The sequence below is a fragment of the Shewanella sp. Isolate7 genome, from assembly GCF_022398425.1.
GTDB lineage: Bacteria > Pseudomonadota > Gammaproteobacteria > Enterobacterales > Shewanellaceae > Shewanella.
In genome coordinates, this window is record NZ_JAKEVJ010000024.1 from 38161 (window position 1) to 62733 (window position 24573).

A 24573-nucleotide genomic window follows, 5' to 3' on the forward strand; every position below is an offset into this window, starting at 1 on the left:
AAAACACCGCCAATTGGCGGTGTTTTTTATTGATAAACGGACTCTAATATCGGGAAAAAAACTTTAGGCGCTTGCCTGCTCCAGCGGCTGGGCGGCATCATCAGGCAGCCAGATGCGCACCGTCAGCCCCTTGGGTTCACGGTTATGCAAGCTGATACGGCCATCGTGGGCCTCGATGATCTCCCTGCACAGAGGCAGGCCAAGACCCGTTCCCGATTGCTTAGTGGAATAGAATGGCAATAGCGCCTGGGTCAGCACCTCTGGGGACATGCCGCTGCCGCCATCACAGATCTCGATACTCACCCCATCACTGCCATCACTCAGGCGCTGGGCCCTGACGCTGAGGCTGATCGCCTCTGCCGGCGATCCCGACTCGTGGGCGTTCTTAAGCAGATTCAGCAGCACCTGCTCCAGCTGAATCAGGTCGAAATAGCCACAGCCCTGGGGCAGCTCCCCCACTAAGCTGAAGCTGAAATGCTCCGCCAACTGGGCAACCAGCTTATGCCAATCCACCTCACTCTTCTTCGGCAGCGGCAGCTTGGCGAAGCGGGCATAGTTGAAGATAAACTGGCTCAAATGGCTGGTCCTATCCTCTATGGTATCGAAGATCAGCTTGAGCTTAAGATCATCCAGCGGCTCTGTCAGCTTGCGTCCCGAGTTCACCATGGAGGCGATGGGCGCCACCGAATTGTTCAGCTCGTGGCTGATGATGCGAATCACCTTCTTCCACACCGCCACCTCCTGACGGTTCAGCTCACGGGTCATCTGCTTCAGCAGGATCAGGTGATGATACTGGCCGTTGAGCAGGAAGCGGCCACGGGAGAGATGCCAGGTCTCATCTTCGCCGCCCTCCTCCACACTTGCCAGGGTAAACAGGCCGCCCTTGGGATTGTTGACCGCGCCGGCCAGCTCCTCGCTGACACCATCGAGCAGCTCATCTAGCATGCTGCCCTCTATCCTTGCCCCCTTGGCAAACAGGTGCCGGGCGGCGTCGTTGGCGTAGATGATCCGCTGACGGTCATCGAGCAACACCATCACATTGGGCGAGCTTTGAATCACCTTGTCCAGCAGCAACTCACGTTGATAGATATACTGGCGCTCGCGGCGCAGCACCGCCGCCGACTCGTTAAACAGGCTGGCCAGCGCCTTGAGCTGACTATCGCCGCTCACTGGGATGTTGACGCTGAAATCATTGTCCTTGATGTTGAGTAGCCCCACCTCCAGCGCCTTAAGACTGGTGGAGAGTCCTCGGGTCAGCCAGCGACTCAAGAGCCAGGCCAGCCCCCCGGACAACAAGAAGCAGGCCGCCAGCAGCTCAGGCGCGACCTTGTGGTACAGCTCGGGCGCCAGCCAATTGAGCAGCAGAACAAACAGGCCGATCGCCAGTTGGCTGGCAATCACATTGCCCCAGATGAGTTTAGTGCGCAGCGCAGGCATTACTTCTCTATCCCAAATTTTTCCATGCGGCGATAGAGCGCCTGACGACTCAGTCCCAGAGACTTGGCCACCCGGGCGATCACCCCATTATGCTCCGCCAGGGCCAGCTCGATATCGGCCCCGGTGGGTTCGTACGCCTGAGGTCTGTTAACTTCTGGCTGGGACTCGGCGGGAGTCGAGACTTGCGCCCCCCCGCCCTGTTGCAGAGGCTCTTGCTGAGCCGGTTGCTGAGCCGTTTGCTGAGCCGATTGCTGAGCCGATTGCTGAGCATTAGCCTGCTGCGTAGTGACCCCACTCGGCGTGGACTCAGAGGTGGCTGACGCGCCGCTCACAGGTTTTGAGCCGCTCACAGGCTTCAAACCAAAGTCGGCCATGGTCAGCGTCGGGCTGGCGGCCAGAATGACCGCCCGCTTACAGGCATTCTCCAGCTCGCGCACATTGCCGGGCCAGGGATAGCTCACCAGCGCCTCCTGGGTGGGCTTACTTAGGCTAAAGTCCTGACCGATGAAGTGATTCACCAGGGGCAGAATGTCGTCCTGGCGTTGATTCAGGGGCGGCAGCGCCAGCTCGATCACATTGAGACGGTAGAAGAGATCCTCACGAAAACGGCCGCTGGCGATATCCTCGGCAAGGTCCGCGTTGGTGGCGCTGATCACCCGCACCTTAACTTTACGGGTCTGATGGCTGCCCAGGCGTTCGAACTCGCCGGTCTGCAACACCCGCAGCAGCTTCACCTGACCCGACAGCGGCAGGTTGCCTATCTCGTCGAGAAACAGGGTGCCACCGTCGGCCGCCTCGAAGCGACCGATACGTGCCTTGTTGGCACCGGTGAAGGCGCCGGCCTCGGCGCCAAACAGCTCGGCCTCCAGCAGCTCCATGGGCAGGGCGCCGATATTCACCTTGATGAAGGGCTTATGCTTGAGGGGCGAGTTGGCGTGCAGTATGTCTGCCAGCTTGTCCTTACCGGCACCGTTTGGTCCAGTGATCAACACAGAGACATCGGACTTGGCGATCTGCAGCGCCAGATCGATGCAGCGCTGCATGGCGCCGCTGCCGAAGACGATGCCGCAGAGATCGGCATCTTTGATCGCCGACATCCGCTGGTGCTCTGAGCGGGCCAGCTGAGAGTTTTGCCGCGACAGGGCGTGCAGGGAGATCAGGTTATTGACGCTGTTGAGCAGCTTATCATCGTCCCAGGGCTTGCCCATGTAATCGGCGGCGCCCTCTTTAACCAGCTCTACCGCCAGTTCCAGTTGCGTCCAGGCGGTCAAGAGTATGATAGGCAATTGCGGCTGACTGGCGCGGATATCGTAGAACAGGCGCTTGCCCTCCTCGCCCGAGGTGGTGTCCTGAGTGAAGTTCATGTCCTGGATCACCAGGGCGATCTCCTGCTCCGCCACCAGGCGCAGCGCCTCTTCGGGAGAGAAACAACTTAGGGTCTTAAATCCATTGAGTTCGAGCATCAAAGACAATGCACTGCATACAGCCTGATTGTCGTCGACGATGAGAATCGTATCCATATATTCTTATTTTCACATAAAAACAACAAACTAACCGAAAGCGCCGCCGATGAAAAGGGCAAACGCTTTCGGTGTCTCTTGTTTAGCGCCCTGAGTTAAAGATCAGGCTAGACGCTGCGGGTCGCCATGGCTGGCGAGATGTTGGCCGCCTTGCGCGCCGGCAATACCACGGCAATGGTGGTCACCAGCATCATACCCACTACCGTCACGACCGGATAGAAGAGGTTGAGCTGCGGCAGGTCATAGTATTTCATCAGCTGTTGTCCAAGCAGTACCGCCAGACAGGCGCCTAACACCCCGCCCGAGATACAGATGAGGTAGTTCTCCACCAGGAAGAGGCGAAGGATATCCCCTTTGGTAGCGCCCAGCGCGCGACGGGTACCTATCTGCTTGGTGCGGCGCTGGATGTTGAACATCACCATACCTGTCAGCCCCAGACTCGTGATCAACAGCAGTAAGACCACCATCATGGAGAGCACGGTTATCATCAGCTCATGGTCACTGTAGGAGCGCTTCTTCACCTCGGCGACAGACTGGAAATCGTCGATCACCCGGTTAGGATTCTCCTTCATCAGCGCCTTGACGATGGCATCCTGCAGCGCCTCATGTTGGCTGGCCGCGGCGCGCACCATATAGCTGTAACCGGCAAAGTCGACGTTGTGGATCACACTGTATTCCAGATCGTCGCTGTCGACCCAGGCGCCCTGAAACTTCTCCACCACGCCTATCACCTCAAGCTGCTCATCATCGACATAGAGCAACTTGCCGATGGCCGACTCACCCGGCCATACCGCCTCACCAAATGCCTTGGAGATGATCGCCAGCTTACCGGGATCGTTGACGCTCGTGTTGATCTCATCGGCGTAAAAGTTACGTCCCTCGATAAGCTTGAGCCCAAGCGTCTTAACCGTATGCTCTGTGCCCAGGTACATGGCAAACTGCGGCGTCGACTTGGCCGTCTCAGGATCAGGCCCCAGGTTGAGGGTGCTCGACCAACCACTGCCGCTCAGGGGCAACATGTTAGTGGAGGTGGCCGCCTGCACGTTTGGCAATCCGCGCAGGATCTGCTGATCGATCTTATTCTGCTGTTCGCCATCTATGCTGGGGTCGAAGTTAAACACACTAAAGGTCAACACCTCCTCTTCGGCGATGCCAGAGTCACGCTGCATCATCTCGAGACGCTCATGGATGATGAAGCTGGCGTTGGCGACTATGGCCACCGACAAAACTATCTGTACCAGCAGCAATACCGGGCCGCTCTTACTGCGGAGCAAACTGCTAAAAATTGGTTTAATATTAAGCATTTTCAATCCCTTATTGGCTCTTCAAGTAGACGCTTGGTTTAGTGCGGCACACTACCCAGGCTGGATAGAGTCCGGCCAGCAGTGCGGTACCTACTGCGATACTAGGGGTGATCAACCACATGCTCATGGAGAGATGGGTCAGTCCCTCGGCGACACCGAAGCGTGCCGACAGGGCATAGAGGGCGCCCCAGGCCCATAAGAGTCCTACCAGGCCACCAAACAGGCCGATGACGCCCACTTCCACCATGTACTGAGAGAAGATCTGTGCCCGGCTGGCGCCGATGGCGCGTCTGACACCCACCTCCGGCGCACGCTTAAGAAACTTGGTCAGCATCAGGCCGAGGATATTCACCAGGCAGACGCTGAGGAACAGGGCGCTCAGTCCCACCAGAATCTTGTTATCTTCCGGTACCACATGGCTGCGCTCCAACCAGCCGTCGACATCTGACATAAGCACAGAGTCGACAGGTGACTTGTTATCGGTGAAACGACCCAGCTCCTTCTGCTGCTCGACATAGTTGGCCAAGTAGTTCTTATAGGCGGCGCGATCTTCCGCGCTCGGCAGATAGGTCCAAAACTCCAGCCACACCTTCTCCGAATTCAACCTGTCCTGATAGTTGTTCATCGGCTCATGTTTCCAACCTGAGGAGTTACCCCAGACGCTAAATTCCTCGGTTGCCGCCAGCGAAAAGGGAATATAGATCTGCTCCGATTTGGCGAAGGCGCCACTGGTCGGATCGTAATACTTAGGCTGAGGATTCCAGTCGCCGATCACCCCCACCACCTGATAGGGCTTACGGTTGAGGTAGATGGTCTTGCCGACGCTATTCTCGCCGCCAAACAGCTTCTGGTTGAGTTTCTCGCCAATCACCGCCTGATAGGCAGGATCTAGGTCCACCGCCTTGTCCCAGCGATTACCATAGATGAAGGGCACCTCAAACATCTTGAAGAAATCGCCGTCGGTCACCCTGATGCCTTGCAGTCTGGGCAGTACCTCTGGGTTGTCTGCCTGCACCGCCATGCCGCTACGGAACATGGCCGCCTGAGCATTAGCCACATTGCCCTTACGCAGGTTCATCGCATCCTGGTAGGTGATCAGGCGATGAAAGTCATCCCAGGTGTCCGGCCCCTGCGACCAGAGCTGAATGGCATTGAGCTGCTCCGAGCGCTCACCGGCCGGGTTATAGGCCATCATAGAGTAGACATTGAGCGTAGTGATGGTGATGCCTATCCCCACGGAGATGGCCAGCACCATGAGCAATGACAGAATCGGCGTCTTGCGTATGCTGCGCCAGGCCAGATCGACATAGTATAGAAACATGCTCACTCTCCTTAGCTGGCCACTTTTTCGGCCGTATCGACCAGGTGCGACTGGCCGCCCTGATACAGGGTGAAGTCACACACCTGACCATCGACGATCTGAATATTGCGCTGGGCGCGGCGCGCCAGCTCGGGATCATGGGTCACCATGATGATGGTGGTGCCCGCCTTGTTGATCTCTTCTAAAAGCTCCATCACCTGACGAGCCATCAGGCTGTCCAAGTTACCTGTTGGCTCGTCGGCGAGGAGAAATCTTGGTTCGCCAGCCAGGGCGCGGGCAATCGCCACACGCTGCTGCTGACCACCGGAAAGTTGTGATGGCAGATGCTTCATACGCGCGCCCAGGCCTACCTGCTCCAGCGCGGCCTTCACCCGGCGCTGACGCTCCTTGCCGCTAAAGCCGCGGTAGCGCAGTGGCACCTCGACATTCTCCGCCAGGTTAAGATCGGGGATAAGGTTAAAGCCCTGAAAGATAAAGCCTATCTTCTCGTTGCGAATGGCGGCTGCCTTGTTGTCGCTCAGGTTGGAGATGTTGACATCGTCCAGATGATATTCGCCGTTGGTAAAGCCCTCTAGCAGGCCGGCGATGTTGAGAAAGGTGGTCTTGCCCGAACCAGACGGTCCGGTGACGGCGACAAACTCGCCTTCTTTCACCTCGAGATTGAAATCCCGTAACGCATGGGTTTCCACCAAATCCGTTTTAAACACCTTGTTGATATTTTTCATCGTTAACATGGGTTGTTTCCTTTGTTTCTTGTATCGCGTTATTCAGTTTGCTATTTCACCTATGCCTACAACTAAGGAAGGTGCGAACAAGTCGTCGCACAGCTCTGGCTTTGATAGCAGCGACAGTTCAAGGCATTCAACTGAGGGCATGCCGAGGCCTGCTGAAGTTGAATAACGCCGAAATGGTGTTGCTATCAAAGCCCCGCAGGGCGAGGCTTACAGCGGTATTTGCTGCGTTACAGTTCTTGCGAAGGACTAGGGCCATTCGCTGCAAACTGTGCCTTGCATCTATCCACTTTAAGCACACGCAGAGCAAGCACGCACAGCTCTGGCTTTGATAGCAGCGACAGTTCAAGGCATTCAACTGAGGGCATGCCGAGGCCTGCTGAAGTTGAATAACGCCGAAATGGTGTTGCTATCAAAGCCCCGCAGGGCGAGGCTTACAGCGGTATTTGCTGCGTTACAGTTCTTGCGAAGGACTAGGGCCATTCGCTGCAAACTGTGCCTTGCATCTATCCACTTTAAGCACACGCAGAGCAAGCACGGGACTTATTCGCACCTTCCCTAAGACAATCGGGCCAATAACCATTGAGTTAAATCACCGCCAACTCTGGCGACGTCGGGAAGTTGGTTGCTATCGACGGCCTGCCCATGCATGCCGGTCGCTTCGATAATGTTGAGCCCAAGCAGAAACCAGTCTGAGGCATTCTGGGTATAGACCTGAGTCGCCACCAGCAGGAGTAATAGAGCCAGGCTTGCGACCACTCTCTGCGGATTAAGGCTTGTTATCAGGGACTTCATCGCTTCGCTCCTTAGCGTATCAATACTTGCGCGGCGTTCTTAAAGGCGTCGGTGGAGGAGATGATCCACTGCTCACCCGCCTCGCCGCCCGAGACCACCTCTATATGGCTCATGCTGCGGGCACCCAGCTGGATCTCGGTGCGCTCGGCCAGATCGCCCTTGACCGCATAGACCAAAGTGCCGCCGCCACTGTTGACGAAGGGGCCACGCTTGACCATGAGCACGTCGGGACGGTTTTCCAGCAGGACGCGGGCCGACAGGCGCTGGTTCTGACGCAGGTGCAGCGAATCTTGCTGCGCGAAGCGCACTCGGGTGGTCACCTCACGGTTACGCACCTCGGGGGAGATGGCCGACAGCTTGCCCATCACCAGTTGGCCGCCGAAGTTCAGCTCGACATCCATGCCCAGACCCAGCTCGTCGGCGTAGGACTCTGGCACCGCCAATTCGGCCTCGAAGGCGCTCAGGTCCACGACGGTCAAAATGGGCTGACTCTGGCCGATGCGGGCCTTCTGCTCGGTCAGCCAGTTACCTATGATGCCGCCGACGGGCGCGGTGATACTCAGCGCCGCCACCTGACGCTCCAGCTCGCTAACCACTAAGGCCTGACGATCCACCTCGGAGGCCTTATTCTTCAGCTCAAAGCTCAAGGTATCTTTCATCAGCTCGGCTTCCTGCTGGGCGTGGGCGTAGAGCAACTTGGCCTTGTGTAGCTCATCCTTGCTCTTCTCATAATCTATCTTGGAGATCAGGCTGGACTCGATCAGCTGGTCGCCACGACGGCTCTCGCGATCCGCCGCCTCCAGATCCACCTTGGCCATGTCTAGGGTCTGTATCGCCTTGAGTTGGTCGCGGCGGGCATCGAGGCGGGCACGCTCAAGGCTGCTCTGCATCCCTTCCAGCAGCGCCTGTTGCTGCTTGAGGCTATTGGTCAGGCTGTGGCTCTCTATGGTTGCTACCACCTGGCCCTGATCCACCTTGTCACCCGGGTTGGCGATAAGGGTAACCGTGCCCTTCTCGGGGGCGTATAGGATGGGGGCGTTGGCGGCGACTATCTTGCCGGTCGAGGCGATGTCACGTACTAGGGTGCCACGCTCAAGGGTGGCAAAACGCAGCTCACTACGGTCGATAGACTCGCTCACGCTGCTGCCGCTGACGCTGGCCCAAACCAGACCAGAAACCAGGAGTACGCCTGCGCCGATAGTGACAGGCCATTTGATACGACGTCCTAAGCTGGGGGCAACTTGCTTATCTTGTGCGCTGGTATCTTTAATCATTGTTTATCCCTAACAGTGTCCGTTACTCGACCGAGTCGATTTCTGCCCATTAGGATTACAATTGTCGTGCCAACTTTTATATNAAGTAAACTCGTCCGTTCATCGCTCGATGAAAGTGTCCGCGGACACCCGCAAAAGTGTCCGGTCATTTTCCCCAGGTGTCCGCAAATGAGTAAAAGCGGACAGATGGGGAGATGTGAAAGAGAACGAGGGCATTATTCAGGCCCTCTCACCGCCTGTACAGGACGGTTTAGAGGGCTAATGCTAATAGAGGGCTGATAAGGAACTAGCCTATAGAGGCTTAAAACGCCCGGGCGAAGATGGCGAAGGCGGCGATAATGGCCACAAACCAGGAGAGGGAGCGCAGCGTGCTCTTGTCCAGCAGATAGAGGAGATGATAGGCGCATCTGGCCAACACGTGCACCAGGGCCAACAGGCCGACTGTATCGTCCACCTTGTCCCGCGCTATCACGGTCAGCGCCGCCACGGCGAAGATAAGCAGGGACTCGAAGGCGTTCTGATGGGCCGCCAAGGCCCGGGCACCAAAGCCAGTGAGCTGCGCCTGCTGGGTCCTGGGATAGGCATTGTCATAGCCCCCCTGTTTGGCCATCGCCATGGCCACTGGCACCTTGGCTAAGTAGGGTAGCAACATGGCCAGGAGTAGGCAGGCCAGTAACATAGTCATCGACGTTCTCCTTATTTTATATCGAAAATTATCTCGCCCGATCCAGGGCTTGGCACAGAGATTCAACCCCTAAGATGGCCCTAGGCGTGGCGCGATGCAAGAGGTCGGCATCCAGTTGATAGATATTATGCTGCTTCACCGCCGGGATCTCCTGCCAGGCCGACCAGTCGATGCCGCTGACATTGCCCTCATCCTGACTCTGCAGAATCACCTGAGGACGCTTGAGCAGCACCGCCTCCAGGCTCACCTGGGGATACTCGTTACCCGCATCGATAAACACATTCTCGCCATGACAGACCTCGATGATCTGCTCTATCCAGCTCCCCCTGGAAACCGTCATCAGAGGCACTGACCAGAGCTGGTAGAAGACGCTCACCGGCGCCTTGGCGCGGTACTCCTCTCTCAGCGTCTTAAGGCCAATCAGGTACTGCTCGGCCACCCGCTGCGCCTCAACCTCCTTACCGGTCAGCTTACCCAGCGCCAGCAGATCCTCCGCCACCGCCTCCAAGCTCTTAGGATCGCTGTCATAGATGGGGTAACCCAGCTGGGTCAGGCGCTCGATATCCTCGCGCTTATTGCCGCCGCCCCAGATGACGATAAGATCTGGGTCTAACTCGATCACTCGCTCTATCTGCACGCCATAGTAACCGCCGATGCGCGGAATCGCCTTGGCCGCATCGGGAAAATCCGCGTGATCTGTAGTGGCAACCACACTGTCACCCGCCCCTATGCTAAATAGCATCTCCACCCCATGGGGCGACAAGGCGATGATCCGCTTCGCAGGCGCCGCCTTAAGCCCAGGCGCACACAGCAACAAGGCCAACATCAGCCACAGCTTAACCCTTATCTTCATCGATTCCTTTTCCCTTTCCATATTAAGCTGACAGAACAATAACTTGTTCGCAATCAAACATTTCAACCCGCCATCCCAATCAATTTTTCACAGAGATCGCCGCGGTGGCTAAGCCGTCGATTTTCTACTGACATGAGCATATATAAGTATGTGATTGGCAGTAGAAATGAAGACAATAACGCCACCGTGGTGAGCTCGAAGAAAATCCACTCGCCCATTTCAATCTGTTTGCTTCTGTGGCCAAACCGTCAAGCTGGCTCAGCCCATGAGCATACATGAGTATGTGATTGGGTGAACTGGCGCAGACAATACCGCCACAGGAGCAAACAGGCAGAAATCCAAATTGCGTCATGAAGCCTATATCCTTCATTTCAATCTGTTTGCTTCTGTGGCTAAGCCGTCAAGCTGGCTCAGCCCATGAGCATACACGAGTATGTGATTGGGTGAGTCAGCGCAGACAATACCGCCACAGGAGCAAACAGGCAGAAATCCAAATTGCGTCATGAAGTGCTCAAGAGCAAGGCGCCCCGCAATGAACGGCGAAGACATACCTATAGGTAGGCGAGCCGTGAATGAGGACGCAACGCCGCAATTGAGTGCTGCAAAAGCAATTTTTAGTAATCGAAGCCGAGCTGGGCTTTAACGCCATTCTCAAATGCATGCTTTATCGGCTGCACCTCACTCACTGTATCCGCCAGCTCCAGAATCGCCCTGTGACAGGCTCGCCCCGTGATGATCACATGCTGCATAGGCGGGCGGTTTTTCAGCGCCTCCAGCACCCTCTCCAGCTCCAGATAGTGATAACTCACCATGTAGGTCAGCTCGTCCAGCAGCACTATGTCTATGGTGTCGTCTTTAAGCAAAGTCTCGGCGGCCTCCCAGGCACTCAGCGCCGCCAGGGTATCGGCCTCTCTGTCCTGGGTCTCCCAGGTGAAGCCAGTGGCCATCACATGAAACTCGACGCCTACCTGCTCCAGCACGGCGCGCTCACCGCAGGGCCAGTTGCCCTTGATAAACTGCACCACGGCGGCCTTCTTGCCATGGCCCACGGCGCGGGTGATATTGCCAAAACCGGCGGTGGTCTTGCCCTTGCCATTGCCCGTCATCACCAGCAGCACGCCCTTCTCTGTCTGGGCCTTGGCGATCTTGGCATCGACCGCCTCTTTCACCTTCTGCTGGCGCGCCTTATGACGTTTGGCCTTGTCGTTTGCCGCCTGGTTATCCGCGCTCATCTTTACTCCTTTGATTACTCATTAGTCTCAAAACCCTTTAGTTACCACTCGCGAGGATCGCGCCCAGCCTGCTCATATCCAGATGCTCGGCCAGGGTATCGGCCAGGCGATCCAGCTGTGCCTGTTTGATGGCCTGTGGGTCTATGGTGGATGCTGTCGATAGCCCGGCCCACTCTAGTAGCAATGCACAGGCCTCGGGGCTGTCGAACAGGCCATGCAAATAGCTGCCAAATATCTGCCCATCCTGCGACAGGCAGCCCTCGGTGAAATGGTTACCCTCGTCGCTCGTTAGGGTGAGGGGCTTGGCCGCCTTAGATAACAGGCTGGAGCGACCACAATGGATCTCGTAGCCACTGACTTCTGCCGCCTTGCCCGCCAGCCTGAGGCTGCCGGTCACCTGAGCCAGCCGCTTGTTGGGCGTCAGCTCTGTGACTATGGGCAGCAGACCGAGGCCGTCGCTGTCGCCCGCCTCGCCCTCGACCCCTTGCGGGTCTTCGATTGCTAGGCCCAGCATCTGATAACCGCCGCAGATACCAATTAACTTGCCGCCATACCTGAGATGGCGCTTAATGGCGCGATCCCAGCCCTTATCCAACAGAGTTGCCAGATCCTGACGCACGCTCTTGCTGCCAGGCAGGATGATGAGATCCGCTTCTATCGGCTGGCCATCGAAGGCCTCATTGATGTTTTGGTAGCGAAAATCGATATCCGGATGCAGCCTGAGGGGATCGAAATCTGTGTGATTACTGATGCGGGGCAAGACCAACACCAAGACCCGGAAACGGCTATTCGCCTGGGTCACCTGGCGTGCGTCCAGGGCATCTTCGGCGTCCAGATGCAGATCGTTAAGGTAGGGCAAGACGCCGAGCACAGGCTTGTCTATCTCGGCCTCCAGCCAATCCAGGCCGGATTGCAGCAGAGCGACATCGCCGCGAAAACGGTTGATCACCACGCCCTTGACCCTGGCCCGCTCAGATGCCGACAGCAGCGCCAGTGTGCCGACTATGTGGGCGAACACCCCGCCCTTGTCGATGTCGGCGATCAGGATCACCGGGCAGTCTACCGCCTCGGCAAAGCCCATGTTGGCGATATCCCCCTCGCGCAGGTTGATCTCCGCTGGGCTACCGGCCCCTTCCACCAGCACCAACTCATATTGCCTTTGCAGGCGCGACAGCGAATCGAGCACCGCCGCCATCGCCTTGGTGCGATAGCCCTGACTGTCCTTGCCGAAATAGGCCTGACCATCCATGTGCGACAGTGCCTTGCCCTGCACTATCACCTGTGAGCTGGTATCCGAATTTGGCTTGAGCAGAATGGGATTAAAGTCGGTATGGGGCGCCAGATAACAGGCCTCGGCCTGCAACGCCTGGGCGCGGCCTATCTCGCCGCCATCTGAGGTGACCGCGCTGTTGAGCGCCATGTTTTGCGGCTTAAAGGGGGCGACCCTTCGTCCCTCGCGGGCAAAGTAGCGACACAGGCCCGCCACCAGGGTACTCTTACCCGCGTCCGAGGTGGTGCCCTGCACCATCAAGATACTCGCCTTGGCCTCACGCTGGGCGCTGGCATTATCGACTGACATTAACTGTTTTATCCTATCTTGTTACCTGGTTGCCTTGTTGCTTAGCAGCTTAGTTGCCTAGCTGCTTACGCTGCCTAGGAGGCTGACGCCGCGCCCTTGAGATGCAGCGGCAGGCCTGCGCTCACCAGCACCACACTGTCTGCCAGCTCGGCTATCGCCTGATGCAGCCAGCCCGCCTCGTCGACGAAGCGGCGACTCAGAGGGTCGGCCGGCACTACGCCCCAGCCCACCTCGTTACTGATCAGCACTATGCTCCCCGGCGCACTCTGCAAGCTGCTTAGCAGCGCCGCCTTGGCCGGCTGCCAGTCTCCCTGCAATAGCTGATTGCTGAGCCAGAGGGTGAGACAGTCGACTAAGATCACCCGGTTCTCCCTGGCGTGATTGTCGATGCAGGCACTCAAGTCTAGCGGACACTCCAGGGTCTGCCAGGGAAGGCCGTCCCAACGGCGCTCATCCTGATGGCGGGCGATGCGCGCTTGCATCTCCTCATCCAGCCCCTGGGCAGTCGCCACAAACAGGCACTCATACCCCTTGGCCACATAATCGGCCACCAGGGCCACACCATGGCGCGACTTGCCGCTGCGGGCACCGCCCAGCACAAGGTTTATCATAGGCTGATCACCAGGATAAAGAGGTAGCAGACCAGCTCACTCACCTGCTGCACCGCGCCCAGGACATCGCCGGTATAGCCGCCGATCTGACGTCGACAGCCACGCACCAACAGCTGCCTGAGTGCCAGTAACAACAGACAGAGCGATATCGCCGAGGCGATGCCGCTGAGCCAAAGGGTCAGCACACCCGTGAGCAGTAAGATCCCCAGCTCGTTCAGCGTCTGCGACTGTGCCAGTGGCTTGCTCTTACTGCTGCTATCGTCACGGACATAGGTCTCGGTGAAGATCAAGGAAGCCGCCACCATGCGGCTCAAGCAGTGACCCACCACCAGCGCGGCGATCACCAGGTCGCCGTCGAACAGGGCGATCTCGCTCAGTAACACAAATTTCAGCAGCAACCCCATCACCAGCGCCAGCACACCATAGGTGCCGATGCGCGAGTCTTTCATTATGGTGAGCTTATCCTGCACCTGCCAGCCACCGCCGAAACCGTCGGCGGTATCGGCCAGGCCGTCCTCATGAAAGCCGCCGGTGAGCAGCAACCCCGTCAGCATCGCAAACAGCACGGCCACACTATTAGGCAGTATCTGTATGGTCAGGCCATAGATCAGGGCACTGAGCCCACCCACCACCACGCCTACCAGGGCAAAGTAGCGGCTGGCCTGATTGAGGCGCTCGTTGTCGACCTCCACCCATACAGGCATGGGGATGCGGGTAAAGAAGCCCATGGCGATAAAAAACAGGTTTAACTCTCTGGCGAACATCTAAGCCTTTCCTTATTGCTAACCCTCAAATGGCTATTGCCGCTAAATCGAAATGCCCATGTCTTCGAAGGAGGCCATCTCGTTATAAAACTTGGCCGCCGCCTGCACCAGAGGCACGGCCAAGGCTGCCCCGGTCCCCTCACCCAGACGCATACCCAGAGAGAGCAGCGGTCTGGCGTTGAGGTGCTCAAGCATCTGCCTATGGCCGCGCTCGTCCGACTCGTGGGCGAAGATCATATAGTCCCGCGCCTGAGGTGCTATCGTCACCGCCGCCAGGGCCGCCGCCGTGGCAATAAAACCGTCGATCAGCACCAGCATCTTCAGCTCCGCCGCGGCCAGGATGGCGCCTGTCATCTGCACTATCTCGAACCCGCCCAGACAGGCCAATACCCCATAGGGATCGCCCAGTTGCTCACGGTGCAGAAACAGCGCCTGCTCCACCAGCATCTGTTTGCGCGCCAGGGTGGCAGCATCTATGCCTGTGCCCCGGCCGACACACTCGGCCGCCTCACGCCCGAGCAGCGCCGCCATGATGGCCGCCGCCGAGCTGGTGTTGCCTATGCCCATCTCGCCAAAGGCGATCAGGTTGCAGCCACGTCTATGGTGCAGGGCGACGCGCTCCTTAGCCATGGCAAAGCCCTGTTTGACCGCGCCCAGGGTCATGGCGCTCTCGCGATGAATAGCACCTGTGCCAGCCCCTAGCCGCTGATTGATAAGCGCCGGTTGATCGGTGATCTCAAGGGCGATGCCGCAGTCGATCACCTCCATGGTGACTCCAGCCTGAGCACAGAAGAGATTAATTGCCGCCCCGCCTTGCAGGAAGTTCATCACCATCTGAGTGGTCACCTCGCTGGGGGCGATAGAGACCCCCGAGGCGGCGATGCTATGATCGCCGGCAAACACCAGCAGGGTCGGCGCGCTGATCTGCGGCTTGTCGGGCCCCAGCACCCGGGCGATAGTCATCGCCAGGGATTCCAGCTCTCCCAAGGCCCCCAGGGGTTTAGTCTTGCTGTCGATGCGCGCCTGTATCCTGGCATCGAACTCTCTGCTTACCTCGACTACTTCAAACATACAGCTCCCTCATACATACAACTCACCCTAGTTCTTTCGCATCACTCAATATTCGCATCAGGGGCTAACGTCGCCGCTTGCCACCCAGAATAAACAGGAAGAAGAGGCTACCTATCACAGCCGTGATGATCCCCACGGGCAGCTCCTGGTAACTCAGCAGACACCTGGCCAGCACATCCACCCAGATCATAAACAGGCCACCCACCAGCGCCGTGAGCATGAGCGCGAAGCGTCCCGGCAACAGCAGGCGCACCATATGGGGCACCATCAGGCCGACAAAACCTATGCCGCCACAATTTGCCACCAGTACGGCGGTGATCAGGGAGCAGAGCAGCAGGCTGATCAGTCGCAGGCGCTGCACCCGGATCCCTAAGGTGTGGGCGGTCTCGTCTCCCGCCTGTATGGCGAGGATCTGCCGCTTCAACAGCAGGAGCACAACGCTGGCGCCAAGCACCACCAGCCAGGGCAGCCAGAGCATAGACCAACTGGCCTTGGCGAAACTGCCCAGGCTCCAAAACAGCACAGAGGCGGCCGATTGCGGCCCGGAGAAATAGAGCATCAGGCTAGCCAGCGCCCCAAACAGGAATGAGATCGCCACCCCAGAGAGCAGCATGCGCTCTATCTGAGTATTCAGATCCCGCCCGCACAAAGCCAGCACCATCATCACCGCCAGGCTGGCACCGATGAAGGCCCCCAGCGGCAGGCCGACGCTGGCCAGGACACCGGTTGCGCCGCCCAGCAGGGTGATCACCACCACGGCCCCCAGCGAGGCGCCCGAGGAGATACCAAACAGATAGGGGTCGGCTAAAGGGTTGCGGGTCACCGTCTGTAACACCGCGCCCGCCAGGGCCAGGCCGAATCCGGCGATAAAAGCCAGCAAGATACGTGGCAGACGCAGCTCTATGATGATCCTCGCGGTCACGCCGCCGGGGTCGGCGCCGCTCAGCTTAGCCAGCAGCAGCTCCAGCACCTCGGCAACGCCTATCTGCGCCGCACCGAAACTCACCGCCAGCACCGGGGTCGCCAGGGTCAAGAGCCCCAGACAGACGAAGGCCAGTTGCTGCAAGGCGCCATATCGCCCGCCCTGACTCAGACTAGCGCTCAGCATGAGTCGCCTCCTTTATCTCGCTGAGCCCCCGGCTGATTGTTGTGATAGCCATAGAAATAGTGGATCTGCGGGTTACCATGCTGAGGATGGGGCGCTACCTGACAGCAGACGCCGAACACCTTGGCAATCTGCGCCTCGCTCAGCACCTGTTTGGGGCTTCCCTGCGCCACGGCCCGGCCCTGATCCAGCAGCAACAGGTGATCGCACAGAGCGCTGGCGAGGTTTAGGTCGTGAATCGAGATCACCACAGTGATCCCCAAGGTCTTGAGCAGCTCGAGGATCTGGATCTGATAACGTATGTCCAGGTGGTTAGTGGGTTCGTCGAGGATCAGCAACTTGGGCTGCTGCACTATGGCGCGGGCGATAAGCGCCCGCTGCTTCTCGCCGCCGGAGAGGGAGGCGTAGGTCTGCCCGGCGCGCTCCTTAAGCCCTACGGTTTCCAGCGCCTGACTCACCGCCAGACGGTCAGCCTTGGTCGTCAGAGAGAACGCCTGCTTGTGAGGCGTGAGTCCGAGGGCCACCAGCTGGGCCGTCGTCATATCGAAATGTTGCGGCGTATCCTGCAACACCACCGCCACCTCGCGGGCAAAGGCCCTGGCACTCAGGCTGGCAATGGGCTGACCAAACAGGGTGATCTCCCCTTGGCTCGGGGTGAGAAAACGATAGAGGCAACGCAGCAGGCTGGACTTACCGGCACCGTTGGGGCCAATGATCCCCAGCATCTTGCCCTCGGGCAGCGCCAGATTAACCTGAGACAATATGGCGCGCTCGCCGCAGCGCCAGCCGAGGTCGCGCACCGACAGCGCCACCTTCGCGTCTAAGCCCTCGTCAAAGCCTTTATATAAGCCATCACCTGTGCCATCGCCTAGGTCATGTGCGGGGAGTGGATCTTGATCTGTACGGGCGTTCAACTACACGCCCTCCAAACGACTCACGCCGAGGCGCCATCGCCCTTGGGCCTTTTGCGGCCCCGAGGAATTCTTCATCTTTTGCTTCCCTCAAGTCACCCGCTTGAGATAGTGGTTAGAGAGTAGGCAGGTATCCTGACTCGTGGCGACCAAAGGATAAAACCAGTTGGCGGGCACACTCACAGTTGCGGGCACAGTTTGGGCTAGTGGCGCTCGGCCTTCCCCAATTCCCTATTAAGTCCGAGTTCTCGCCTTAGCGATCTCGACACCATACTCCCGGCGCAGGCGGTCCCTGCGCCCGGTTATTATGCTAAATTTTGCCGCCGACACAAGGCCGGACTCACTCGGCGTCATGCCAGTGCAGACGCCAGAAACTTTCTCCCGCCTTATCGCGGTAATGGCTTACCTTGACCACGCTGGCGTAATCCAGACTCAAGCGGGTATAGAAACCCACCGCGCGCTCGACCCCGAGCGCCTTGGCCATCAGGTGACGAATCACTCCGCCGTGGGTGATGAGCAAGAGCACCTCGCCGCTGTGCTGATGCACAAGTTGCTCGACCACCTCGTCGACACGCTGTTCGAACGCCGCCATGGGCTCGCCCTCGGGCAATGGATTGACCCAAGGGTCCTGCCAGTAGGCGGTGAGCTCGGCGCCATGATCTGCATGCAGCTCAGGAATCGGCTGACCGTCCCAGCGACCGAAGTAAACCTCCTTCAATCCGGCGTCCAGCGCCACCTTGACCTGATTCTTGCTGGTTAGATGCTCGGCAAACACGCGGCAGCGTGACAGCGGCGAGCTGATCACCCTGTCCACCGCCTCGGGCAGCTTGGCATAGGCCAGCTGCATCTGGGCGAAACCTATCTCGGTAAGCGGTTGATCGCTGTGTCCGCGAAGCAGGTTGCCGCCTTCGCATTCACCGTGGCGCATCAAATAGAGTGTCGTTTGCGTCATAACCCCAGCATTAAACCTTTTCAAGTTGAGTCGTTATCAGCATACGCCCTGGGAGACTCGCTTGGCAATTAAAGATGAATAAGGTATTGAAAAACTTTCAAAATAATCAAGCTTTCGGATAAGGCCACAGCGCCTTAACCCTTACACCCAGCGCCCCGCCTCCCTCGAAGTAAAACCAGATTTGTGCTTATACTCTTTTGACTTGCCCTGAGTATTATAAGTCGATTAGTATAGACGTCTATACGTTTATACATCCAAAATTAAAATAAAACGTCGACACTCAGGCAGAGCCTCAGGCAGAGCCCTTAAGAAGAGTCAGATTAGGCACAGGTCAGTTGAAGTAGGTAAAAGTTATGGCGACCCAATCCCCCGTTCGAAACGTAAGGCAGATTAACGATGCGATCCGCGCGCGGCTCAATAAGGAAATTTTGATCCTCGACGGCGCCATGGGCACCATGATCCAGAACCACAAACTGGAGGAGGCCGACTTTCGCGGCGAGCGCTTCAAGCAGTGGCCCTGCGATCTCAAGGGCAACAACGACCTGCTGGTACTGACCCAACCCAAGCTGATTAAGCAGATCCACAAGGATTACCTGCTGGCCGGCGCCGATATCATAGAGACCAACACCTTCAACGCCACCCGCGTGGCCATGGCCGACTATGAGATGCAGGACCTGTCGAAGGAGATCAACCTCGAAGGTGCCCGCCTGGCCCGCGCCGCCTGCGATGAAGTCGCCGCCGAGACCGGCCGCGAGGTGTATGTCGCCGGGGTACTCGGCCCCACCAACCGCACCTGTTCCATCAGCCCGGATGTCAACGACCCTGGCTATCGCAACATCTATTTCGACGACTTGGTAGCGGCCTATCTAGAATCGACCCAGGCCCTTATCGAAGGTGGCGCCGACATCATCATGGTGGAGACCATCTTCGATACCCTCAACGCCAAGGCGGCGCTGTTTGCCATTGAGACCCTGTTCGACCAGCTGGGCCAGCGCCTGCCGGTGATGATCTCTGGCACCATTACCGATGCCTCGGGCCGTACCCTGACGGGGCAGACCACTGAGGCCTTCTACAACTCGCTGCGCCATGTGAAGCCGCTGTCTATCGGCCTCAACTGCGCCCTGGGGCCACAGGAGCTGCGCCCCTATGTCGAGGAGCTGTCGAAGATCGCCGAGTGTTATGTGTCGGCCCACCCCAACGCAGGCCTACCCAACGAGTTTGGCGGCTACGACGAGACGCCGGAGCAGATGGCCAAGGTCATTGGCCCCTGGGCCCAGGAAGGCTTGCTCAACATCATCGGCGGCTGCTGTGGCACTACACCGGAACATATCAAGGCAATACGCGCTGCCGTCATCAAGCATAGCGCCCGTCAATTGCCGGATCTGCCGGTGGCCTGTCGCCTGTCGGGCCTTGAGCCGCTGACCATAGACGCCGACTCCCTGTTTGTGAACGTGGGCGAGCGCACCAACGTCACCGGCTCGGCCAAGTTTCTCAGGCTTATCAAGACGGGAGAATATGAAGAGGCCCTGTCGGTCGCCCGGGATCAGGTGGAGAACGGCGCCCAGATCATCGACATCAACATGGATGAAGGCATGCTCGATGGCGTCGAGGTGATGCAGAAGTTCCTCAACCTTATCGCCTCCGAGCCGGACATCAGCCGGGTGCCCATCATGATCGACTCCTCCAAGTGGGAGGTAATCGAGGCCGGGCTCAAGTGCATCCAGGGCAAGGGCGTGGTCAACTCCATCTCCCTCAAGGAGGGTGAAGAGAAGTTTATCGAGCAGGCCACGCTGGTGAAGCGCTACGGCGCCGCGGCCATCATCATGGCCTTCGACGAAGTCGGCCAGGCCGATACCAAGGCGCGCAAGATAGAGATCTGTACCCGCGCCTACAGGGTATTAGTGGATAAGGTAGGCTTCCCACCGGAAGACATTATCTTCGACCCCAACATCTTCGCCATCGCCACTGGCATTGAGGAGCATGACAACTATGCGGTGGACTTCATCGAGGCCACGCGCGAGATCAAGCGTACCCTGCCCCATGCGATGATCTCAGGCGGCGTGTCTAACGTCTCCTTCTCCTTCCGCGGCAACAATCCGGTGCGTGAGGCGATCCATGCCGTGTTCCTCTATCACGCCATTCAGGCGGGGATGGACATGGGCATAGTCAACGCCGGACAGCTGGCGATCTATGACGATATCGACCCAGAGCTTAAGGCCAAGGTGGAGGCCGTGGTGCAAAACCTGCCCTGCCCGGTTAAAGATTCAAACAACACAGAACAGCTGCTTGAGATCGCCGAGCAATACCGTGGCGATGGGGCGGCGGGCGCCAAGAAGGAAGATCTCGAGTGGCGCAGCTGGCCGGTCAACAAGCGTCTGGAGCACGCGCTGGTCAAGGGGATCACAGAGTTTATCGACCAGGACACCGAAGAGGCCCGCCAGCAGGCCAGCCGCCCGCTGGACGTGATCGAGGGCCCGCTGATGGACGGCATGAATGTGGTGGGCGATCTGTTTGGCTCGGGCAAGATGTTCCTGCCCCAGGTAGTGAAATCGGCGCGGGTGATGAAGAAGGCCGTGGCCTATCTCAACCCCTTCATCGAGGCCGAAAAGGTCGAGGGCCAGTCCAACGGCAAGATCCTCATGGTCACGGTAAAGGGTGACGTGCACGACATTGGCAAGAACATCGTCGGCGTGGTGCTGGCCTGTAACGGCTATGAGGTGGTGGATCTCGGCGTCATGGTGCCGGTCGAGAAGATCATCGAGGTCGCCAAGGCGGAAAATGTCGATATCATCGGCATGTCGGGGCTGATCACCCCGAGTCTGGATGAGATGGTGCACAATGTGAAAGCCTTCCACAAGGCGGGGCTGAATATCCCCTCCATCATAGGCGGCGCCACCTGCTCTAAGATCCACACCGCGGTGAAAATCGCCCCCCACGCCCCCGAGGGCGCCATCTATATCGCCGATGCCTCACGCGCCGTGCCCATGGTGGCCAAGCTGATCAACGATGACACACGCCAGGCGACCATAGACGCCGCCTACGGCGAATACCAGGAGATGCGCGACAAGCGTAACTCACAGGCCAAGCGCAAGCAGATAGTCTCAATTGCGGCGGCGCGGGAGAACCGCTGCCAGCAGGATTGGCAGAGCCATAAGCCTTTTGTGCCGAATAGGCTTGGCAGACAGGTGTTCGACGACTATCCGCTGGAGGATCTGGTCGATCGCATCGACTGGACCCCCTTCTTCCGTAGCTGGGAACTGCACGGTCACTTCCCCAAGATCCTCGACGACGAGGTGGTGGGCGAAGAGGCGCGCAAGCTCTACCAAGATGCCAAGGCAATGCTCAACACCATCATCGAAGAGAAGTGGCTCACGGCGAAGGCGGTCATCGGCCTCTTCCCTGCCAACACGGTCAACTTCGATGATATCGAGATCTACAAGGATGAATCACGCAGCGAACTCGAGATGACCACCCACCATCTGCGGATGCAGATAGAGCGGGTGGGCAACGACAACTTCTGTCTCGCCGACTTCGTCGCACCGAAAGACTCGGGCGTCGCCGACTACATGGGCGGCTTCGCCGTCACCGCTGGCCACGGCATCGACGAACATGTGGCCCGCTTCGAGGCCAACCACGACGACTACAGCGCCATCATGCTCAAGTGTCTGGCCGACCGCCTGGCGGAGGCCTTCGCCGAGCGGATGCACGAACGGGTGCGTAAGGAGTTCTGGGGCTACGCCGCCGACGAGAACCTGGATAACGAGGCGCTGATCCGCGAGAAATACAAGGGCATACGCCCGGCTCCCGGCTACCCCGCCTGCCCGGATCACACGGAGAAAGGCCTGCTGTGGGAGCTACTTAAGCCGGATGAGACCATAGATCTCAAGATCACCGAGAGCTACGCCATGTTCCCCACCGCCGCCGTCTCCGGCTGGTACTTCGCCCACCCGCAGTCACGTTACTTCGGCGTGACCAACATAGGTAAAGATCAGGTGGAGGATTACGCCAAGCGTAAAGGGATGAGTGTGGAGGAAACCGAGCGCTGGTTGGCTCCAGTACTTGACTATGATGTGTAACGGGAAGTGCTCTGGAGTCATCACCTTGACTCCTTTGATTACCCAAACTTCGTTTGAATATTAGTTCTAAGGCTTCGCCTCACTAACCCATACGGCCTTACGGCCGAGGTAAGTCGTGGGGTTCCATTTCACACCGCTTGGCGGATACGGCCTTGCGGCCGAGGTAAGTCGTGGGTCTTCAACCCACACCCGACCAAAAGGGGAAAAGCGCCTGTTCCCCTTTTGGAAATCCCTCGGCGCCCCAGACGAAGTTGTGATCCTTCGTGTCTTTTTGAAAATCACTATCGCCTCATATTCGCCATCCATGGCTCATCTGAGGCTATTTCGGCATCCCTGCCTCAATCACGTAATTTTCTGCAATCCACTCCGGCAACTTCAATGGGGACTTGTTGCAGCATCTGACCTATTCTGAAGGGGTCAGTCACCCTGGTCATTGGTAACTAACAGGATACCTTTTTGGGCTAAATACCTTTCAAGAACAATAAAAGGAATAGCCACAACCAGAGCATAAACTATCGAATTTAGGAGACTTTGAGTAATAATGCCCAAAAACGAGCTGGGATACAGGCTAGAAATTATGAACCCAGATAAGATAATACTTGTCATAGCGATATAAAATGCTAGCCCAATGCTGGTTAGCCTTTTACTCTCAGCCACTTCAACCATAAAACCTCACTATTTAATACTAACTAGTCACTAACTTACTGGTGATTGGTTCCATATAATTAGTAAATTAGCGAAGGAGATGAATTCTAAAACTTAAGTAATACAAACCCAAAAACGCAGCCGTTAGCATTTGCCAAAAAACAAACAACACAAAAAACACATAAAGTGAGGCCAGAACATAATAACTCTCAACTGAAACCACCGTAACCGAAGAAAATAGATTAATCAAAAGCAAAACTACAGATTCGAAAGTAACAAAAGAAAACAATACACATAAAAATACTCTTCGAGAAATTAGTATATGTTTTCTATGATGCTCTCCATTTCTATCAATATAATTAACTTTTATAGTAGGACTTACTTTAGGGTTATCTAAGGCGCAGTCTATTTCTTTTCTTGGGAATGTTGCTATTGCAGCTAATGCAGCTATAAAAAAACCAGGAAGGAGTGCCGTGAATGATAAAAGCTTATCAATAAACTTAGACTCTAAGACAATAAAACCCAAATCCCAACCAGAAACCAAATATAAGTAAAAGCAACTAAACCCAGTCAATAAAGCAGGAAATATCCAATCAAACATAACCTTCGATTTCATCCCCTTTACTTTTAAATAGTTTAAAGGACTTATTATTTGAGAGATTAGCATGATTATCCCTTAAAGATTAATGCAATGTCACATCTAACATTTTTTCTACAATATCGCTTGATATCTTATCATATGCATCCTTTAAAGTATCTACAAAACCCTCAATTATGACCTTTTGGGTCACTACCTTTTCCAGACCATCTGCAGAAATGTTAGATATATCAAATGAAGCAGAAGAGTTAATACCACCAGACTTGTAAGAGACCTTAACAGTATCAAAACTATCACTGTAATATTGTTTTATACTGCTAAAAAATGATGCTGTAGTTGAGTTTAATTTAGTACTCAACTTAACCTCTCTTTGTGTTTCAATAATTTCCACATTAGAATCTGCACCATTTATTGTTTTCTCTACCCGACTAACCAAAGAAATTGAAGAAAATGTACCAGTTTTAATAGCATCCATGAAATTTTCATCAGGTTTACTTTCTAGCTGAAAAAATGGTTTATATCTAATTTCCCTTACCTTTCCTGTATCACTATCCAAAACCCCAAATTCTTGCTTAACTTTATACTCTTCCTCTTTCTCTTTTGAGATACTAAAGATAACCTTATTTAAAAACAAACATATATAGTGGGTAGATAATATCGGTGTCTTCTCCACAAGAGTAGTGTACTTACCTTTAGAGTCTTTTTCCCTGTAAATTAGAACATGTGATGAATACTCAAAACCTTGATCCTTTCCTTTTTCAAGCGAAAAATATCTTCTAGAATGGTCCTTGTTATCCCTTATTACTTTTGTTGAACCAGCTGTATCTGAAACATTTACTAGTAACATAAAACAACGGCCACAATCAGAGACTTTAGCATCTTGCAAAGTGAGTACTGCCTTATGTCCATTTATTTTATATGAGTGCTCAAAACCAATCTTACCGATAATGTCATCCTCTAATTCGTCTAAGTTTTTAACCGGTAAAATGCTTGATTCAATTACACCATCACTATTCCTTGCTCTTGGCACACTCTTTAACCCAAGAAAGTAAAACCATACTAATCGTTCCACACCACTTCTGTTACTAGACATAGCAATACCATAAAAA

20 protein-coding genes and 1 riboswitch are annotated in these 24573 nt (G+C 56.3%); of the genes, 1 reads left to right on the forward strand and 19 read right to left on the reverse strand.

Translation table 11 applies throughout. The features are described 5' to 3' along the window. Nucleotides 1-63: 63 nt before the first annotated feature. The 17 genes from L1D47_RS07820 to L1D47_RS07900 form a co-directional block, all read right to left on the reverse strand. Entirely contained in the window at nt 64-1437 is a 1374-nt protein-coding gene (locus tag L1D47_RS07820) for an ATP-binding protein (protein WP_239883806.1), read from the reverse strand. Beyond that, entirely contained in the window at nt 1437-2957 is a 1521-nt protein-coding gene (locus L1D47_RS07825; protein WP_239883808.1) for a sigma-54 dependent transcriptional regulator, read from the reverse strand. The genes L1D47_RS07820 and L1D47_RS07825 overlap by 1 nt, the downstream gene beginning before the upstream one ends. A gap of 107 nt (nt 2958-3064) precedes the next feature. Next, nucleotides 3065-4261, reverse strand: a complete 1197-nt coding sequence (locus L1D47_RS07830; protein ID WP_239883810.1) for an FtsX-like permease family protein — start codon at nt 4259-4261, stop codon at nt 3065-3067. A 10-nt stretch (nt 4262-4271) separates the two neighbouring features. Then, nucleotides 4272-5582: an ABC transporter permease gene (locus L1D47_RS07835; protein ID WP_239883813.1), complete on the reverse strand. Its 1311-nt coding sequence runs from the start codon at nt 5580-5582 to the stop codon at nt 4272-4274. Nucleotides 5583-5593: 11 nt separating this feature from the next. Continuing rightward, nucleotides 5594-6316 (reverse strand): ABC transporter ATP-binding protein, encoded by a 723-nt coding sequence (locus L1D47_RS07840; protein WP_041508503.1) that lies wholly within the window; start codon nt 6314-6316, stop codon nt 5594-5596. 555 nt (nt 6317-6871) lie between these two features. Beyond that, complete coding sequence (locus L1D47_RS07845; RefSeq protein WP_041508502.1) at nt 6872-7108, reverse strand: hypothetical protein; 237 nt, start codon at nt 7106-7108, stop codon at nt 6872-6874. An 11-nt stretch (nt 7109-7119) separates the two neighbouring features. After that, nucleotides 7120-8382 (reverse strand): HlyD family efflux transporter periplasmic adaptor subunit, encoded by a 1263-nt coding sequence (locus tag L1D47_RS07850; RefSeq protein WP_239883815.1) that lies wholly within the window; start codon nt 8380-8382, stop codon nt 7120-7122. Nucleotides 8383-8683: 301 nt separating this feature from the next. Further along, nucleotides 8684-9067 (reverse strand): MAPEG family protein, encoded by a 384-nt coding sequence (locus L1D47_RS07855; protein ID WP_239883822.1) that lies wholly within the window; start codon nt 9065-9067, stop codon nt 8684-8686. Nucleotides 9068-9095: 28 nt separating this feature from the next. Further along, nucleotides 9096-9893, reverse strand: coding sequence for a cobalamin-binding protein (locus L1D47_RS07860; protein WP_239883859.1), 798 nt, complete (start codon nt 9891-9893; stop codon nt 9096-9098). Between the two features lie 641 nt (nt 9894-10534). Then, on the reverse strand, nt 10535-11152 hold the full coding sequence (gene cobO / locus L1D47_RS07865) for a cob(I)yrinic acid a,c-diamide adenosyltransferase (protein WP_239883830.1): 618 nt from the start codon (nt 11150-11152) through the stop codon (nt 10535-10537). A gap of 37 nt (nt 11153-11189) precedes the next feature. Then, the gene (locus tag L1D47_RS07870) at nt 11190-12731 is read right to left on the reverse strand and encodes a cobyric acid synthase (protein ID WP_239883832.1); all 1542 of its coding nucleotides are present in this window, start codon (nt 12729-12731) and stop codon (nt 11190-11192) included. Between the two features lie 74 nt (nt 12732-12805). Next, nucleotides 12806-13342 carry a bifunctional adenosylcobinamide kinase/adenosylcobinamide-phosphate guanylyltransferase gene (gene cobU / locus L1D47_RS07875; protein ID WP_239883834.1) on the reverse strand — a complete coding sequence of 179 codons (537 nt, stop codon included), beginning with the start codon at nt 13340-13342 and terminating at the stop codon, nt 12806-12808. Then, nucleotides 13339-14106, reverse strand: a complete 768-nt coding sequence (locus L1D47_RS07880) for an adenosylcobinamide-GDP ribazoletransferase (protein ID WP_239883836.1) — start codon at nt 14104-14106, stop codon at nt 13339-13341. The genes cobU and L1D47_RS07880 overlap by 4 nt, the downstream gene beginning before the upstream one ends. A 42-nt stretch (nt 14107-14148) precedes the next feature. Continuing rightward, nucleotides 14149-15177: a nicotinate-nucleotide--dimethylbenzimidazole phosphoribosyltransferase gene (gene cobT / locus L1D47_RS07885; protein WP_239883845.1), complete on the reverse strand. Its 1029-nt coding sequence runs from the start codon at nt 15175-15177 to the stop codon at nt 14149-14151. 64 nt (nt 15178-15241) lie between these two features. Beyond that, a complete protein-coding gene (locus tag L1D47_RS07890; RefSeq protein WP_239883846.1) occupies nt 15242-16285 on the reverse strand; it encodes an iron ABC transporter permease in 1044 nt (347 codons plus the stop codon). After that, nucleotides 16279-17094 carry an ABC transporter ATP-binding protein gene (locus tag L1D47_RS07895; protein WP_239883862.1) on the reverse strand — a complete coding sequence of 272 codons (816 nt, stop codon included), beginning with the start codon at nt 17092-17094 and terminating at the stop codon, nt 16279-16281. Before L1D47_RS07895 ends, L1D47_RS07890 begins: the two co-directional genes overlap by 7 nt. A 206-nt stretch (nt 17095-17300) precedes the next feature. Next, nucleotides 17301-17481: riboswitch (cobalamin riboswitch) on the reverse strand. A 52-nt stretch (nt 17482-17533) separates the two neighbouring features. Next, a complete protein-coding gene (locus L1D47_RS07900) occupies nt 17534-18145 on the reverse strand; it encodes a histidine phosphatase family protein (RefSeq protein WP_239883848.1) in 612 nt (203 codons plus the stop codon). Between the two features lie 353 nt (nt 18146-18498). Here L1D47_RS07900 and metH point away from each other — a divergent pair, with 353 nt between their 5' ends. After that, on the forward strand, nt 18499-22221 hold the full coding sequence (gene metH / locus L1D47_RS07905) for a methionine synthase (protein ID WP_239883855.1): 3723 nt from the start codon (nt 18499-18501) through the stop codon (nt 22219-22221). Nucleotides 22222-22954: 733 nt separating this feature from the next. Here the strand turns inward: metH and L1D47_RS07910 are convergent. Together L1D47_RS07910 and L1D47_RS07915 are read right to left on the reverse strand one after the other, a co-directional pair. Next, the gene (locus tag L1D47_RS07910) at nt 22955-23533 is read right to left on the reverse strand and encodes a hypothetical protein (protein WP_239883856.1); all 579 of its coding nucleotides are present in this window, start codon (nt 23531-23533) and stop codon (nt 22955-22957) included. A 16-nt stretch (nt 23534-23549) separates the two neighbouring features. Further along, the coding region (locus tag L1D47_RS07915; RefSeq protein WP_239883857.1) for a hypothetical protein at nt 23550-24573 on the reverse strand (1024 nt) is incomplete at its 5' end.

Coding starts and splice junctions, on each gene's coding strand:
- L1D47_RS07820 (WP_239883806.1), bottom strand. CDS start 1,437: ATGCCTGCGCTGCGCACTAAACTCATCTGGGGCAATGTGATTGCCAGC.
- L1D47_RS07825 (WP_239883808.1), bottom strand. CDS start 2,957: ATGGATACGATTCTCATCGTCGACGACAATCAGGCTGTATGCAGTGCA.
- L1D47_RS07830 (WP_239883810.1), bottom strand. CDS start 4,261: ATGCTTAATATTAAACCAATTTTTAGCAGTTTGCTCCGCAGTAAGAGC.
- L1D47_RS07835 (WP_239883813.1), bottom strand. CDS start 5,582: ATGTTTCTATACTATGTCGATCTGGCCTGGCGCAGCATACGCAAGACG.
- L1D47_RS07840 (WP_041508503.1), bottom strand. CDS start 6,316: ATGTTAACGATGAAAAATATCAACAAGGTGTTTAAAACGGATTTGGTG.
- L1D47_RS07845 (WP_041508502.1), bottom strand. CDS start 7,108: ATGAAGTCCCTGATAACAAGCCTTAATCCGCAGAGAGTGGTCGCAAGC.
- L1D47_RS07850 (WP_239883815.1), bottom strand. CDS start 8,382: ATGATTAAAGATACCAGCGCACAAGATAAGCAAGTTGCCCCCAGCTTA.
- L1D47_RS07855 (WP_239883822.1), bottom strand. CDS start 9,067: ATGACTATGTTACTGGCCTGCCTACTCCTGGCCATGTTGCTACCCTAC.
- L1D47_RS07860 (WP_239883859.1), bottom strand. CDS start 9,893: ATGTTGGCCTTGTTGCTGTGTGCGCCTGGGCTTAAGGCGGCGCCTGCG.
- cobO (WP_239883830.1), bottom strand. CDS start 11,152: ATGAGCGCGGATAACCAGGCGGCAAACGACAAGGCCAAACGTCATAAG.
- L1D47_RS07870 (WP_239883832.1), bottom strand. CDS start 12,731: ATGTCAGTCGATAATGCCAGCGCCCAGCGTGAGGCCAAGGCGAGTATC.
- cobU (WP_239883834.1), bottom strand. CDS start 13,342: ATGATAAACCTTGTGCTGGGCGGTGCCCGCAGCGGCAAGTCGCGCCAT.
- L1D47_RS07880 (WP_239883836.1), bottom strand. CDS start 14,106: ATGTTCGCCAGAGAGTTAAACCTGTTTTTTATCGCCATGGGCTTCTTT.
- cobT (WP_239883845.1), bottom strand. CDS start 15,177: ATGTTTGAAGTAGTCGAGGTAAGCAGAGAGTTCGATGCCAGGATACAG.
- L1D47_RS07890 (WP_239883846.1), bottom strand. CDS start 16,285: ATGCTGAGCGCTAGTCTGAGTCAGGGCGGGCGATATGGCGCCTTGCAG.
- L1D47_RS07900 (WP_239883848.1), bottom strand. CDS start 18,145: ATGACGCAAACGACACTCTATTTGATGCGCCACGGTGAATGCGAAGGC.
- metH (WP_239883855.1), top strand. CDS start 18,499: ATGGCGACCCAATCCCCCGTTCGAAACGTAAGGCAGATTAACGATGCG.
- L1D47_RS07910 (WP_239883856.1), bottom strand. CDS start 23,533: ATGCTAATCTCTCAAATAATAAGTCCTTTAAACTATTTAAAAGTAAAG.